Source organism: Methylobacterium sp. FF17, from assembly GCF_025813715.1.
GTDB classification, from domain to species: Bacteria; Pseudomonadota; Alphaproteobacteria; order Rhizobiales; family Beijerinckiaceae; genus Methylobacterium; species Methylobacterium flocculans.
Genome location: NZ_CP107532.1, coordinates 1,883,258 through 1,896,231 on the forward strand (window position 1 = coordinate 1,883,258; position 12,974 = coordinate 1,896,231).

At 69.8% G+C, this 12,974-nt stretch carries 13 protein-coding genes; 10 read left to right on the forward strand and 3 right to left on the reverse strand.

Annotation, left to right across the window (positions count from 1 at the left end; genetic code table 11):
* Positions 1 to 119 precede the first annotated feature (119 nt).
* Together OF380_RS08675 and OF380_RS08680 are read left to right on the forward strand one after the other, a co-directional pair.
* Positions 120 to 722, forward strand: a complete 603-nt coding sequence (locus OF380_RS08675; protein ID WP_264050366.1) for an LOG family protein — start codon at positions 120 to 122, stop codon at positions 720 to 722.
* 60 nt (positions 723 to 782) lie between these two features.
* Positions 783 to 1,070: an MTH1187 family thiamine-binding protein gene (locus tag OF380_RS08680; RefSeq protein WP_264050367.1), complete on the forward strand. Its 288-nt coding sequence runs from the start codon at positions 783 to 785 to the stop codon at positions 1,068 to 1,070.
* Positions 1,071 to 1,098: 28 nt separating this feature from the next.
* Here OF380_RS08680 and cysS read toward each other — a convergent pair whose 3' ends face one another.
* Positions 1,099 to 2,478 carry a cysteine--tRNA ligase gene (cysS, locus tag OF380_RS08685; protein ID WP_264050368.1) on the reverse strand — a complete coding sequence of 460 codons (1,380 nt, stop codon included), beginning with the start codon at positions 2,476 to 2,478 and terminating at the stop codon, positions 1,099 to 1,101.
* A gap of 312 nt (positions 2,479 to 2,790) precedes the next feature.
* On the opposite strand from cysS, the gene OF380_RS08690 reads away from it, so the two are divergent.
* Positions 2,791 to 3,132, forward strand: a complete 342-nt coding sequence (locus OF380_RS08690) for a hypothetical protein (RefSeq protein WP_264050369.1) — start codon at positions 2,791 to 2,793, stop codon at positions 3,130 to 3,132.
* A 53-nt stretch (positions 3,133 to 3,185) separates the two neighbouring features.
* Here the strand turns inward: OF380_RS08690 and OF380_RS08695 are convergent, their stop codons facing one another.
* Positions 3,186 to 3,704 (reverse strand): CreA family protein, encoded by a 519-nt coding sequence (locus OF380_RS08695; protein ID WP_404810560.1) that lies wholly within the window; start codon positions 3,702 to 3,704, stop codon positions 3,186 to 3,188.
* Positions 3,705 to 3,853: 149 nt separating this feature from the next.
* Here OF380_RS08695 and OF380_RS08700 point away from each other — a divergent pair, with 149 nt between their 5' ends.
* The 7 genes from OF380_RS08700 to mscL all read left to right on the forward strand — a co-directional run bounded on the left by OF380_RS08700 (position 3,854) and on the right by mscL (position 12,573).
* A complete protein-coding gene (locus OF380_RS08700; RefSeq protein WP_264050370.1) occupies positions 3,854 to 4,858 on the forward strand; it encodes a DUF2865 domain-containing protein in 1,005 nt (334 codons plus the stop codon).
* Between the two features lie 92 nt (positions 4,859 to 4,950).
* On the forward strand, positions 4,951 to 7,098 hold the full coding sequence (locus tag OF380_RS08705; RefSeq protein ID WP_264050371.1) for an OmpA family protein: 2,148 nt from the start codon (positions 4,951 to 4,953) through the stop codon (positions 7,096 to 7,098).
* Between the two features lie 214 nt (positions 7,099 to 7,312).
* On the forward strand, positions 7,313 to 8,983 hold the full coding sequence (locus OF380_RS08710; protein ID WP_404810561.1) for a methyl-accepting chemotaxis protein: 1,671 nt from the start codon (positions 7,313 to 7,315) through the stop codon (positions 8,981 to 8,983).
* Positions 8,984 to 9,098: 115 nt separating this feature from the next.
* Positions 9,099 to 10,334 (forward strand): MFS transporter, encoded by a 1,236-nt coding sequence (locus OF380_RS08715; protein ID WP_264050372.1) that lies wholly within the window; start codon positions 9,099 to 9,101, stop codon positions 10,332 to 10,334.
* A gap of 126 nt (positions 10,335 to 10,460) precedes the next feature.
* Positions 10,461 to 11,171 (forward strand): phosphatidylserine decarboxylase, encoded by a 711-nt coding sequence (locus OF380_RS08720; protein WP_264050373.1) that lies wholly within the window; start codon positions 10,461 to 10,463, stop codon positions 11,169 to 11,171.
* An 11-nt stretch (positions 11,172 to 11,182) separates the two neighbouring features.
* Entirely contained in the window at positions 11,183 to 12,055 is an 873-nt protein-coding gene (locus OF380_RS08725; protein WP_264050374.1) for a CDP-alcohol phosphatidyltransferase family protein, read from the forward strand.
* 89 nt (positions 12,056 to 12,144) lie between these two features.
* Positions 12,145 to 12,573, forward strand: a complete 429-nt coding sequence (mscL, locus tag OF380_RS08730) for a large conductance mechanosensitive channel protein MscL (protein ID WP_264050375.1) — start codon at positions 12,145 to 12,147, stop codon at positions 12,571 to 12,573.
* 25 nt (positions 12,574 to 12,598) lie between these two features.
* Here the strand turns inward: mscL and OF380_RS08735 are convergent, their stop codons facing one another.
* Positions 12,599 to 12,874 carry a hypothetical protein gene (locus OF380_RS08735; RefSeq protein WP_264050376.1) on the reverse strand — a complete coding sequence of 92 codons (276 nt, stop codon included), beginning with the start codon at positions 12,872 to 12,874 and terminating at the stop codon, positions 12,599 to 12,601.
* Between the last annotated feature and the right edge of the window lie 100 nt (positions 12,875 to 12,974).

Consider the following 12,974-nt stretch of genomic DNA (forward strand, 5'->3'; position numbering starts at 1 on the left):
ATGATCGGAACACCAAATCACCTCCGCCCCTCCAGGGCCGGATCTCCCGTGAAATCAGCAGTTTGGCTCGTGGACCGGGGCACGCCCGCCCGGGTCGCGGCGCATCAGGGAGGCCAGGCATGGCTCCGGTAAGGACGGTCTGCGTCTATTGCGGCTCCGGATTCGGCGGCGACCCGGCCTTCACGGCCGCGGCCGAGACCCTGGGTCGGGCGCTGGCGGAAGCCGGCCTGGGCCTCGTCTATGGCGGCGGCAATGTCGGGCTGATGGGCACCGTGGCCCGCGCGGTCCTCGCCCATGGCGGCCACGTCACCGGCATCATCCCGGATTTCCTGAAATCCCGCGAGCGCATGCTCGACGAGATCCAGGAGACCATCGTCGTCGAGGACATGCACACCCGCAAGCGGCTGATGTTCGAGCGCTCCGACGCCTTCGTGGCGCTGCCGGGCGGCATCGGCACCTTGGAGGAACTGGTGGAGCAACTGACCTGGGCGCAACTCGGCCAGCACCGGAAGCCGATCCTGCTGCTCTCGGTGGCGGATTTCTGGACGCCGCTGCTGACGCTCTTCGACCACATGCGCGACCAGGGCTTCATCCGCGAGGGGCTCGACCTGAGCTACCTCGTGGCGAGCGAAGCCGAGGATGTGGTGGGGCTCCTGCGCGACGCGGCCGGCGCCACCGAGCCCGCCCCCGCCGCCGAGGCGCTGGTGGCGGAACGGTTCTGAGGGCATCTCGCTGCGCGGCGTCGTCCCGACGCGGCGCAGCGGTCGGCAAGGAGCAGCAGCATGAAGGTCGTCGCGGATCTGTGCATCGTCCCGATGGGGGTCGGCCCCTCGGTCTCGCCCTACGTGCGGGAGATCAAGGCGATCATTGATGCCAGCCCGTTGAACGCCGAGATGCATGCCAACGGCACCAACATCGAGGGCGAACTCGGCGACATCTGCGCGCTCGTCGAGGCCTGCGAGGCGCGGCTGAGCGAACTCGGCGTTCAGCGCGTGTTCTTCACCATGGCCTTCTCGTCGCGCCGCGACAAGGAACAGGCGATGGCGGACAAGCTGCGGGCGGTTCTCTGACCTGAAAGCGGTTCCCTGGCCGGCCCGGTCAGGACGCCACGCTCCAGGTCGTGCCGTCCTTGCCGTCCTTCACGGTGACGCCGAGGCCGAGAAGCTCGTCGCGGACCCGGTCGGAGGCGGCCCAGTCCTTGGCGGCGCGGGCTGCCCGTCGGGCCTCGATCAGAGCCTCGACGCGGGCGACGTCGATACCGGCGGCCGAGATCGTGACCTGGTCGCGGGCCGACTTGGTCTGTGTGAGGAGCCCCAGCAGGTTCGCCCCGGCCTTGAGCGCGGCCGGATCGTCGAGGCGGTGCAGTTCGGACAGGGCGGCGGCGGTGTTGAGGTCGTCGAGCAGCGGTTCGAGCACGCCCTCGGGCGGCGTGGGCGCGGGGGCCGCGTCGCCGACGAGGCCGTACCAGCGCTCGGTCATCCGGGCGGCCTCCTCCAGGCCCCGCAGGGTCCAGTCGATGGGCTGGCGGTAATGGGTCTTGAGCATGGCGAGGCGCGCGACCTCGCCCGGCCAATCCTTGAGCACGTCCCGGATGGTGATGAAGTTGCCGAGCGACTTCGACATCTTCTCCCCCTCCACCTGCAGGAAGCCGTTGTGCAGCCAGATATCGGCCATCACATCGGTTCCGAAGCAGCAGCGGGACTGCGCCACCTCGTTCTCGTGGTGGGGGAAGATGAGGTCGATGCCGCCGGCATGGATATCGAAGCGCTCGCCGAGGTGCTTCCACGACATCGCCGAGCACTCGATGTGCCAGCCGGGCCGCCCGGGCTCGGTGATCCCGCAGGGGGAGGGCCAGGCGGGCTCGCCGGGCTTCGAGGGTTTCCAGAGCACGAAGTCGAGGGGTGAGCGCTTGTAGGGCGCGACCTCGACCCGGGCCCCGGCCTCCATCTCGTCCAGCGGGCGCTTCGAGAGGGCGCCGTAATCCGGCATGGAGGGCACGTCGAACAGCACGTGCCCCTCCGCCACGTAGGCGTGGCCGGCCCGCACCAGCCCGGCGATGATGGTGTGCATCTCGTCGATATGGTCGGTGGCGCGGGGCTCGATGAAGCGGGGGCGCTCGCCCGCTGCGTTCACGTCCTCCGGCATCAGCACGCCGAGATCGCGGATGTCGGCGTGGAAGGTCTTCAGCGTCCCGTCGGTGAGTTCGCGGATCGTGATTCCGCGTTCGGCCGCGCGCGCGTTGATCTTGTCGTCCACGTCCGTGACGTTGCGGGCGTAGGTGACGTGGGCCGCGCCGTAGAGGTGGCGCAGCAGACGGAACAGCAGGTCGAAGACGATGATCGGCCGGGCGTTGCCGATATGGGCCGCGTCGTAGACCGTCGGGCCGCAGGCATACATTCGCACGTGGGTCGGATCGATGGGCGTGAAGACGGCCTTCTCGCGGGTCAGCGTGTTGTAGAGCCGCAACATCGAGGCCATGAAACCGTCCCTTAACGTCCCTGGCGCCCGGTCGCGCCACGTACCCTGATGAACCACAGCGCCCTGGTGTTCCGGGGCTTTTGCCGCGCCGGGCCCGATGCGCGCCACGCCTTCGCCGCCTTCGGCCGCCCCACCTGTTGCGCGGAGGCGACGGCCCCGGACCGCGTCCTGGGCTACCCCAAAACCATGAGCAATTCGAGTACGGCGCCCCGGCGGCTTTCCTCGAAAACGATCGCGGGAGGAAAGGCTTTGTTAACCGGACCCTCCGAGATTTTCGCCCCAGACGCACCCGACATCAGCAAGGTTCTGCCCATGCGCCGCGCGGCCGCCGAAATCGGCGCTCTCCTCGCCCTCGCCCTGTCCGCTCACACCGCCCTGGCGGCGGCGGACGGCGAGAGCCCCGGGAAGGCGCCCGCCTCCATGGAGAAGACGTTCCTGATCCCGTCGAGCGAGGGCTACGGCGTGGGTGATTGCCTCACCAACGGCGACAGCAGCTGCGGCCAGGTGGTGGCCAATGCCTGGTGCGAGGCCCAGGGCTTCGCCTCGGCCGGCTCCTTCGGCGTCGCCGCCCAGGACGAGTATACCGGCGCGATTCCAGCCCCGCCCGTGGTCAAGCCGTCCGAGCGCCCGATCCGCATCACCTGCCAGGATTGATTGGTCCGGGCCCCCGGCGCGCGAGGGCCCGTCCGCGACGTGTCGCTCCCGAGCTACCGGTCCATGAACGCGTCGCAGCGTGGCGGCGGCTCCGTGCCCCAGGGCATCAGGGGCACGGCCGAAGTGGAGTTCTTCGGCGAGCCCTGGATGACCTTGTCCGAATAGACCATGTAGATCAGCGTGTTGCGCTTCGCATCGCAGCCGCGCACGATCTGCATGGACTTGAAGATCAGCGAGCGGCGCTCGCTGAACACCACCGCGCCCTGCTTGAACTTCTCCTTGAACTGCACGGGGCCGACCTGCCGGCAGGCCAGCGAGATATCGGAGACATCCTCGGCGAGACCCAGGGTGCCCTTGATGCCGCCCTTCTCCGGTTGCGTGTACCAGCAGGCCACACCCGCCACCGACGGGTCGTCGATGCCGTAGACCACGAGCTTGTCGTTGGGGGTCAGGGGGCGCCACACCGTCGACTTGTCGAAGATGCGGTCCGCATCGTCCGCCCGCGCGGACGGTGCCGCCAGGCCCAGACCCACCGCCAGCGCACATCCTGTGAGACACCGAAGCCACATCATCGTATCATTCCCCTCCAGTTTGGTCCGAGCGGATGTGGGAAGGGTGTCGCCGCCGCGCGAGGGCAGTTAGGTAACTTACGTTTAGCCCGTTCGCCTGCGCTTCGTGACAGTCCGCGTGGCGTCGTCCAACCTCCCATTGCAATCAGGCCATGCCGCTGATCCCTGCCCAGATCCGCACGCTCGTCCGAGTGCTTGCCGGCGTCTTCGCCGCCGTCATCCTGGTGGACGCCGCCGAGGCGCAGACCTCGGCTTGCCTGCGCTATCGCTCCGAACTCGCGGGGCTCAGCGACGGGGCCAGCACCGCGCGGGCGCTGCAGAACGAGATCGGGCGTCTCAACGCCTATTATCGCACCTTGAACTGCGAGGGCGGGAAGTTCCTGTTCTTCGATTCGCGCCCTCCACAATGCGGCGCGGTCGAGCAGCGCATCCGCGCGCTCAATGCCGGCTACGGCGCCGAGAACGGCGAGGTCACGGCCGCGCGCCGCCGCCAACTGACGGAGGCCATCGCCTCCGCCTGCACGGACGCGGCGAGCCGCACCCTCATCAGGGCCGCCGAGGGGGCGCCCGGGGATCAGCGGGCGCGGGGCGGAGCGCAGGTGATCTGCGTGCGCAACTGCGACGGTGCCTACTTCCCGATGACCAACCTGCCCGACGGCCGCGAGGGGGCGGACGAACTCTGCCAAGCCCTCTGCCCCGGCGCCGAGGCCGCCGCCTACTCGATGCCCCATGGCGACGACGCTTTGAAGCATGCCGCCACCCTGAAGGGCAGCCGCGCCTATGCCGCGCTTCCCAACGCGTTCAAGTTCCGCACGCGCTTCACCCCGAATTGCTCCTGCAAGCGCGAGGGACAGAGTTGGGCCCAGTCCCTCGTCAAGGCCGAGAGCATGCTGGTCCGGCACAAGGGCGACATCTTCGTCACGCCGATGCAGGCCGAGGCCCTGTCGCGCCCGCCCAAGGTGCGCCTCACCCTGGTGGGCCGGGCGGACAAGACCGCGGCCGGACTCGCCGCCGATGCGGCCTCGCGCAGCGGCGTGGTCGCGTCCGATGTCCCGGCGGCTCCGGAGCCCGTCACGGTCACCGGGGAGGAGCGGCAGGCCGTGCGGATCATCGCGCCGAACCTGTTCTCGACGGCGCCCCGCCAGGGCACACCCTGAAGGCGGGGCGACGGGACGTGATGGGGTTGAACGGAACCATCGAGCCCGCACTCTGTTCCGAAGGCCTCATCAACGACCGTGAGTGACCTTCGATGCGGAGCATCCGCCTTCTCCTCCTGACCGGCACCATCCTGCCGGGGCTGATCCTGTCCGGACCCGCATCCGCCCGTCAGGATGCCGGGATGACCGACACGATGATGCTGGCGCAGGCTGGGCCGGGCGAAGGTCTCCGGGGCGGTGAGGGCCCACGCGGCGGCGGCGAAGGACCCCGGGGCGGCGCGCTGGGCGGCCGCGAACGCCCCGAGCCGCGCCAGGAGCCCAGGCAAGAGCGCCCCGAACCCCGGCAAGAGCGCCCGGAGCCGCGGCAGGAGAGGCCGGCCCCGCGTCCCGAGCGTCCGGAGCCCCGGCAGGAGCGGCCCGAGCCGCGCTCGGAGCGGCCCGAACGGGCGCCCGCCGAGCGGCCCGACCGTGCCCCAGTCGAGCGGCAGGCCCCGCGCCCGGAGCGCCCCGAGCCACGTCAGGAACGTCCCGATCGGCAGGACCGTGAGCGGCAAGAACGTCCCGACAGACAAGAACGTCCCGACAGACAAGAACGTCCCGACCGTGAGGAGCGGTCCCGAGAGCCGGCACCCACGCGCCGCGCACCCGGGTCGGACACGCCGGCCGAGCGTCCGGCCACGGCGCCGGCCGCCCGCGAAAGGGCGCCGGAGCGCCCGAATGCGCCCGACCGTCCGACGGCGCCCGAGCCCGCCCGGCCCGCTCCGGCTCAGCCGCGTCAGGCGCCGCAGCCGGCGGTGCCGGATGACCGCAACCCCGCGAATCCGGCGACACCGGCGGAGCCCCGTGCCCCCACGTCCCCGGCTCAGCCCGACACGACGCCGGCACAGCCGGGCGCCGTGGCGCCCAACGCCCGCCCCGGCGTCCCGGGTCGCCCGTTCACACCGCCCAATGCCCAGAACCCCGACCCCCAGCGCCCCGATGGGCGTCCCGGCGCGGGTGTGAATCCCCCCAGCGACGTCCGTCCCGACCGGGACGGCTCCGGTTCGGGGGCCCGCGACCCGCGCCGCGACGGACCCGACCGCGATGGCCCGGACCGCGACGGGCTGCGCCGTGACGGTGTCGAGCGTGACGGGCGCCGCGACGAGCCCGGCCGTTCCGACCTTCGGCGCGGCGACGACCGCGACGGCATCGACCGCCGCAGCGGGGACGACCGCCGCGAGGACCGCGAGCGTCGCGACGCCTTCGAACGGCGCGAACCGCGCACCGGCTTCAACGCACCGGGCCGGCCCGGCTACGTTCCGGGCGGGTTTCGCGATGACGACGATGTTCGCGACTACGAGCAGGTCCGCCGCGATCGGCGCGAGTTCTCGGAGGGCGGCCGAACCTATTTCCGTGAGCCCGGGCGCATCATCGTGCGCGACCGCGACAATTACTTCATTCGCCACGACGAGAACGAGCGCTTCCGCGATCTCGACCGGCGTGCCTATCGCAGCGAGCGGCGCGGCGGCGATACCATCACCTATCTCGATCGTCCGGGCGGCGAGCAGATCGTCACCATCGTGGACGATGACGGCCGCCTCGTGCGCCGCTCCCGTCGATTCCGCGATGGCCGGGAGGTGGTGATCATCGACAACAGCTTCGGGGGAGCCGGACGCCGGCCGGTCTACGAGGACGTGGTCGACTTGCCGCCGCCGGACATCCGCATCCCACGCGAGCGCTACGTGGTCGATTACGACGGCGCCGACGAGGGTGCCGTCTACGAGGCCCTCTCGGCCCCGCCGGTGGTGGCGGTGGACCGGCGCTACACCCTGGATCAGGTCCGCTACAGCCCGCAGCTGCGCGCCCGCATGCGCAGCGTCGACATCGATACGATCAACTTCGACACGGGCTCGTTCACGGTGACGCCGGACCAGGCCGCCCGCCTCGCCACCATCGCGGCGGCGATGAACCGGGCGATCAAGGCCAACCCGCAGGAGGTGTTCCTGATCGAGGGCTACACCGACGCGGTGGGCGCCGACATCGACAACCTCTCGCTCTCGGACCGCCGGGCGCAGTCGGTGGCCACCGTGCTGACGCAGAACTTCCAGGTGCCGCCCGAGAACCTGACCACGCAGGGCTACGGCGAGCAGAACCTGAAGGTGAATACGCAGAACGCCTCGCGGGAGAACCGCCGGGTCACGGTCCGTCGGATCACGCCCCTGATCCAGCAGCAGGGCGAGGTGGCCGCTCCGCCGCGCTGAGCCGCGGCGGCCCTTCCGGATTGGGAACCGGGAGGGCCGCCACCTGCCGCGCTGGATAGGGCGGGGATTTGTCTATCAAGTGTTCGAGAATACCAATATTGCCGGGGGAATTATCAGATATTTAATCGGTAAAGCCTGACAAAGGGCGGCCCCCCAGGGTCTGTTCCTCCTGAGCGCACGGGTTCGACAGCATCTCACGCGCATCGATGAAGCCATGCACCTGTCGTTGAAGTCCACTATGACGGCAATCCTGTGTACCCTGATGCTCAGTCTGGGCGCGCAGGGGTGGTTTGCACTATACAGTATCAGTAGAATCAATGCTGGGACTGTCGATATCGCAAGCAATTGGCTTCCCAGCGTGCGTGTTCTGGGCGAAATCAAGTATCGGATCAGCCGGCTGCGGCTCCTGGATGCCCGATACGCCATGGGCACGGAATCGCTCGAGGATCTCGCGAAGCCCGAGGCCGAGCGGGTGAAGGCCGTCGCCGAGTCCCTGCGGGACTACGATCCCCTCGTGAGCAGCCCCGAGGAGCGCGTGCTGGCGACGCAGATCACCGAACTCTACGCCCAGTACGACGGGTTGCGCCGACAATTTCCCGCTTTCCTGCGCGCCGGGGACGCGCGGAGCGCGCAGAAGCTGTTCGACAGCACCCGGCCGCTCTTCGAACAACTCGTCAAGGCACTCGAGCAGGATGCCGAGTTGAACACCCGGGGCAGCCAGATCGCACGGGTGACCGCCGAGAAGGTCTACGACTCGGCGTACCTGACCACGATACTGGTCTGCGGCGGCGCCGTCCTCCTCGGGCTGGGCGGCATCTTGTTCGTCGCCCTCGGCGTCAGCCGCCCGATCGGCCGCATCACCGAGGCCATGCGCACCATCGCCCAGGGCCGCCTGACCACCGAAATTCCCTACGCCTCCAGCCGGAACGAGATCGGTGACATGGCGGCTTCCCTGGCGATCTTCCGCGACGGGCTCGTCGACGCGGAGCGCCTGAGGGGCGAGCAGGCCGAGCGCGATCAGGACGGCGCAGTGCGCCAGAGGGCGAACATGCACGCGCTGGCGGACGGGTTCGAGCGGGCGGTGAGCGCCATCGTCGGCACGGTCACGGCCGCCGCCACGGAGCTTCAGGCGACGGCCGGCGTGATGTCCGGAACCGCGGGGGAGACCGCGCAGCAATCGACCGGCGTCGCTGCGGCGGCGGAGGAGGCCGCGTCCAACGTCCACACCGTGGCGGCGGCGGCTGAGGAACTGGGCTCCTCCGTGCAGGAGATCGGGCGCCAGGTCGACGGCTCCGCCAACCTCGCGCGGGTGGCCGTCGGCGAGGCGGAGCAGACTGCCGCGCTGATGGACGAACTGAGCGGGGCCGCGGCCCGCATCGGCGACGTGGTGTCGATGATCTCGACCATCGCGGGCCAGACCAACCTGCTCGCACTCAACGCCACCATCGAGGCGGCCCGCGCCGGCGAGGCGGGGCGCGGCTTCGCCGTGGTGGCCGCCGAGGTCAAGGAACTTGCGACCCAGACCGCACGGGCCACCGACGAGATCGGCGGCCAGATCGGGCGGATCCAGGCCTCCACGGCGCAGGCCGTCACGGCGATCGGCGGAATCCGGAGCCGCATCCAGGAGATCAGCGGCGTCGCGACCACCATCGCGGCGGCCGTCGAGGAGCAGGGCGCGGCCACCCAGGAGATCGTGCGCAACGTGGCCCAGGCCGCCATGGGCACCGGGCAGGTGACGGAGAACATCAGCACCGTGGCCCGGGCGGCGGAGGAGACGGGGGCAGCCGCGTCCCAGGTGCTCGCCTCGGCCTCGGAGCTCTCGCGCCAGTCCGAGCAACTCAGCGGCGAGGTCGGCCGCTTCCTGGCCACCGTCCGGGCAGCCTGAACGCGCGCGGGGTCCAGCCCCGCGCGCGAGACCGGTTTCCCGGCCTTCCGGACCGGCCTATATCCTGCGCGCAAGGAGCCGGCTCGACCAGAGCCGGCCCGCGACGGGAGCCGGCATGGACGAGCCGCAGGCGCAACTGGACGAGGCGGGCATGCGGTTGATCGAGGCCGGGACGCCGGCCTTCCGCCGCACCGCCATCGCGCTGGGGGCCGCGGGGTTCTCCACCTTCGCGGTGCTGTACGGGGTGCAGCCGCTGCTGCCCATCTTCGCCGACGATTTCGGCGTGTCGCCGGCCGAGAGCAGCCTTGCCCTGTCGCTGCCCTGCGCCATGCTGGCGGTGGCCCTCCTGGTGGTCAGCCCGCTCTCCGAGGTCTGGGGGCGCAAGCCGATCATGGTGGCTTCGCTGTTCGCCTCCGCGCTCCTCACCATCGTCGCCGTCCTGGTGCCGAGCTGGCATGGCTTCCTGGCTTTGCGCGCCCTCACCGGGCTCGCCGCCTCCGGCCTGCCGGCGGTGGCGATGGCCTATCTCGGCGAGGAGATGCACGGGCGCGCCATCGGCCTCTCCATGGGGCTCCTCATCGGCGGCAATGCGCTCGGCGGCATGGTCGGCCGCCTGCTCGCCGGCGTCATCGCCGACCATGCCTCCTGGCGCTGGGGGGTCGGCACCATCGGTATCCTGGCGCTCCTGGCGGCGATCGCCTTCGTCTACCTGCTGCCGGATTCGCGCCGCTTCCAGGCCAACCGGATGCGGTGGCGCGAGGTGCCGGGCACCTTCACTCAGCACTTCCGCGATCCGGGCCTGCCCTGGCTGTTCTCGGAGGCATTCCTGCTGATGGGCGGGTTCGTGTGCATCTACAACTACATCGGCTTTCGCCTGCTCGATCCGCCTTTCTCGCTCAGCCAGAGCGCCATCGGGGCGATCTTCGTCGTCTACCTGTTCGGCACGGTCTCCTCGGCGCTGACGGGCGAGATCGCGAGCCGGCTCGGGCGGCGCAAGGTGCTGTGGCTCGCGATCCTCCTGGGGCTCGGCGGCGTGATGCTGACCCTGTCGAGCCATCTCGCCCTCATCATCCTCGGCATCGTCCTCGTCACGGTGGGCTTCTTCGGCGCGCATTCCGTGGCGAGCAGCTGGGTCGGGCGCCGGGCCCTGCGCGACCGGGCCCAGGCCTCCTCGATCTACCTCTGCCTGTACTATCTCGGCTCCTCGGTGCTCGGCACCGCGGGCGGCTGGTTCTTCGCCCATTCGGGCTGGACCGGCGTGGTGGTGTTCTTCGCGACCCTCTACGGCCTCGCCCTGGCCATCGCCCTGCGCCTGTCGCGCCTGCCCCCCCTCGTCCCGGCGGATGGGTGAGCGTCGCGGCTCGCGCGTCCCTGATCCGAAACCGTATGACGGACGCGCGCGCGTGCCTTAAGAGAGAGCCCCTGCCCAGTGAGCCCTCCGAGGGCGCCCGCCAGACGAAAGCAGCCCGAAACACCCATGACCGATCTCATCGAGACGATTCGCCGGACGCTGGTGCCGATTCACAAGGAGGGATATCCCTTCATCGTCATCGGCATCGTGCTGACGGTGGTCGGCGGTTACTTCGCGCAGTTCCTCGGTTGGATCTTCCTGATCCTCACCCTCTGGGTCTGCTACTTCTTCCGGGATCCGGAGCGGATCACGCCCGTTGGCGACGGCCTCGTGGTCTCCCCCGCCGACGGCCGGGTGAACCTCATCTCCACCGTCCTGCCGCCGCCCGAACTCGACCTGCCGCAGGAACTGATGCTGCGCGTCTCGGTGTTCATGAACGTGTTCGACTGCCACGTGAACCGCGTACCGGTGACGGGGCGGATCGGCCAGATTCACTACACGCCGGGCCTGTTCCTCAACGCCGAGCTCGACAAGGCCAGTGACGACAACGAGCGCAACGGCCTCGTCATGGAGACCACCCACAGGGGTCAGCCCGTGCGGATCGGCGTGGTGCAGATCGCCGGCCTCGTGGCCCGCCGCATCGTGGGCTGGGTGCACGCCAACGACACCCTGAACGTCGGCGAGCGCTTCGGCCTCATCCGCTTCGGCTCGCGGGTCGACGTCTACCTTCCCGTGGGCACCCGCGTGCTGGTCGGCCTCGGCCAGAAGGCGGTGGCCGGCGAGACCGTGCTCGCCGACCTCGGCGGCGGCCCCGAGCGCGTCTTCCGTCGCATCTGAGGGGACACGCCATGGACGACCTGTTCCCGCCCTTCGCCCCCGACGCCAACGAACCCCGGCCGCGTCGTTTCAAGCCGGTGCCGTTCCGGATGATCGCGCCCAACATGATCACCCTGATGGCGCTCTGCCTCGGGCTGACCGCGATCCGCCTCGCCTTCGAGGGTAAGTTCGAGCCCGCCGTGATCGCCATCGTGGCCGCTGCCTTCCTCGACGGCATCGACGGGCGCGTCGCCCGGATGCTGAAGGGCACCTCACGCTTCGGGGCCGAACTCGACTCTCTGGCGGACTTCGTCAACTTCGGCTGCGCCCCGGCCCTGATCCTCTACGGCTTCGCCCTGAAGGAACTGCGTTCGGTCGGCTGGATCGTGGCGCTGATCTTCGCCATCGCCATGGCGCTGCGGCTCGCCCGCTTCAATGCGATGCTCGACGATCCTAGCCGTCCGGCCTGGAAGAAGGACTTCTTCGTCGGCATGCCGGCCCCCGCCGGGGCATTGACGGCGATGCTGCCGCTCTACCTTCACTTCCTCGGTCTGCCGATGGAGCGCTGGGCGGCCCCCGTGGTGCTCGGCTACATGCTCTGCATCGCCCTCCTGGTGGTCTCCACCGTGCCCACCTTCTCGGGCAAGACCATGGGCAAGCGCGTACCCCGCGACTGGGTGCTGCCGATCTTCCTCGTGGTGGTGGCGGCCTTCGGCCTCTTCATCAGCTTCCCCTTCGAGGCGATGGTGGCGATGGCGCTGGGCTATCTGATCACCCTGCCGATCGGCGCGGCGCAGTATCGCCGTCGGGCCAAGGCGGAGGCGAAGGGGGCTGCCCCCGTCGCCATCCTCGAAGAGCCCGCCGGGCCCGCCGAGGCAGTCCCCAATCGAGGCGTGGACATCTGAGACGGCGGCTGTCGCGACGGCGGCGCCTCCCCTAAGCTCGGCCCGAGCCGCTCGCGTTGCGCGCAGGGCCGGACCGAGCGGGGGCGACCATGCTGGAAGAATTCAAGAAGTTCGCGCTGCGGGGCAACGTCGTCGATCTCGCGGTCGGCGTCATCATCGGCGCCGCCTTCGGAGCGATCGTCACCTCGGCGGTGCAGGACGTGTTCATGCCCATGATCGGCGCGATCACCGGCGGACTGGACTTCTCGAACTACTACATCGCCCTGTCGTCGAGCGTTCAGAAGGGCGCGGCCTACGCGGACGCCAAGAAGCAGGGCGCGGTGATCGGCTACGGCCAATTCATCACCGTGGCGCTCAACTTCATGATCGTGGCCTTCGTGCTCTTCCTCGTGATCCGGGCGATGAACCGCCTGGTGAGCAAGGAGGAAGCCAAGCCCGAGGCCGTGGCCGAGGTGCCGGCGGACGTGAAGCTGCTGGCCGAGATCCGCGACATCCTCGCGACGAAGCCGGCTGTCTGAGGTCGCGGCTTCCGACGAGGTCGTGCTACCGGGCCTCGCCGAGCCCGCCCTTCGGGTCAGCCCCGAGGTCCCCGAGCAGGCCATCGAGGGCTTGCTCGACGGCGCCCGTGCCCTCCTCATGGGTCTTCAGGCGGACTTCGAGGCGTTTGATCTGCGGCTCGAACGCTTCCGGCACGACGGGATCGCCGAGGTATTGCGGCACCGAATCCGCAGTGGTGAAGACCGAGCGCAGTTGCTGGCCGAGATGGTCCCGCACCGGCTCCGGCAGCGCGGGATCGGGAGGGAGGTCGTCCGCCATCATCGGAATATCCTTCGGGTCGGTTGAGCGCGGAGGGATCGAGCGCGTTTCGGTTGGTCAGGGGCTGGTCTCACGCAGTACGAATTATAGGACGTCCAGGGCT

Coding starts and splice junctions, on each gene's coding strand:
- OF380_RS08720 (WP_264050373.1), top strand. CDS start 10,461: ATGACCGATCTCATCGAGACGATTCGCCGGACGCTGGTGCCGATTCAC.
- OF380_RS08735 (WP_264050376.1), bottom strand. CDS start 12,874: ATGATGGCGGACGACCTCCCTCCCGATCCCGCGCTGCCGGAGCCGGTG.
- OF380_RS08705 (WP_264050371.1), top strand. CDS start 4,951: ATGCGGAGCATCCGCCTTCTCCTCCTGACCGGCACCATCCTGCCGGGG.
- OF380_RS08700 (WP_264050370.1), top strand. CDS start 3,854: ATGCCGCTGATCCCTGCCCAGATCCGCACGCTCGTCCGAGTGCTTGCC.
- OF380_RS08675 (WP_264050366.1), top strand. CDS start 120: ATGGCTCCGGTAAGGACGGTCTGCGTCTATTGCGGCTCCGGATTCGGC.
- cysS (WP_264050368.1), bottom strand. CDS start 2,478: ATGGCCTCGATGTTGCGGCTCTACAACACGCTGACCCGCGAGAAGGCC.
- OF380_RS08725 (WP_264050374.1), top strand. CDS start 11,183: ATGGACGACCTGTTCCCGCCCTTCGCCCCCGACGCCAACGAACCCCGG.
- OF380_RS08710 (WP_404810561.1), top strand. CDS start 7,313: ATGCACCTGTCGTTGAAGTCCACTATGACGGCAATCCTGTGTACCCTG.
- mscL (WP_264050375.1), top strand. CDS start 12,145: ATGCTGGAAGAATTCAAGAAGTTCGCGCTGCGGGGCAACGTCGTCGAT.
- OF380_RS08680 (WP_264050367.1), top strand. CDS start 783: ATGAAGGTCGTCGCGGATCTGTGCATCGTCCCGATGGGGGTCGGCCCC.
- OF380_RS08690 (WP_264050369.1), top strand. CDS start 2,791: ATGCGCCGCGCGGCCGCCGAAATCGGCGCTCTCCTCGCCCTCGCCCTG.
- OF380_RS08715 (WP_264050372.1), top strand. CDS start 9,099: ATGGACGAGCCGCAGGCGCAACTGGACGAGGCGGGCATGCGGTTGATC.
- OF380_RS08695 (WP_404810560.1), bottom strand. CDS start 3,704: ATGATGTGGCTTCGGTGTCTCACAGGATGTGCGCTGGCGGTGGGTCTG.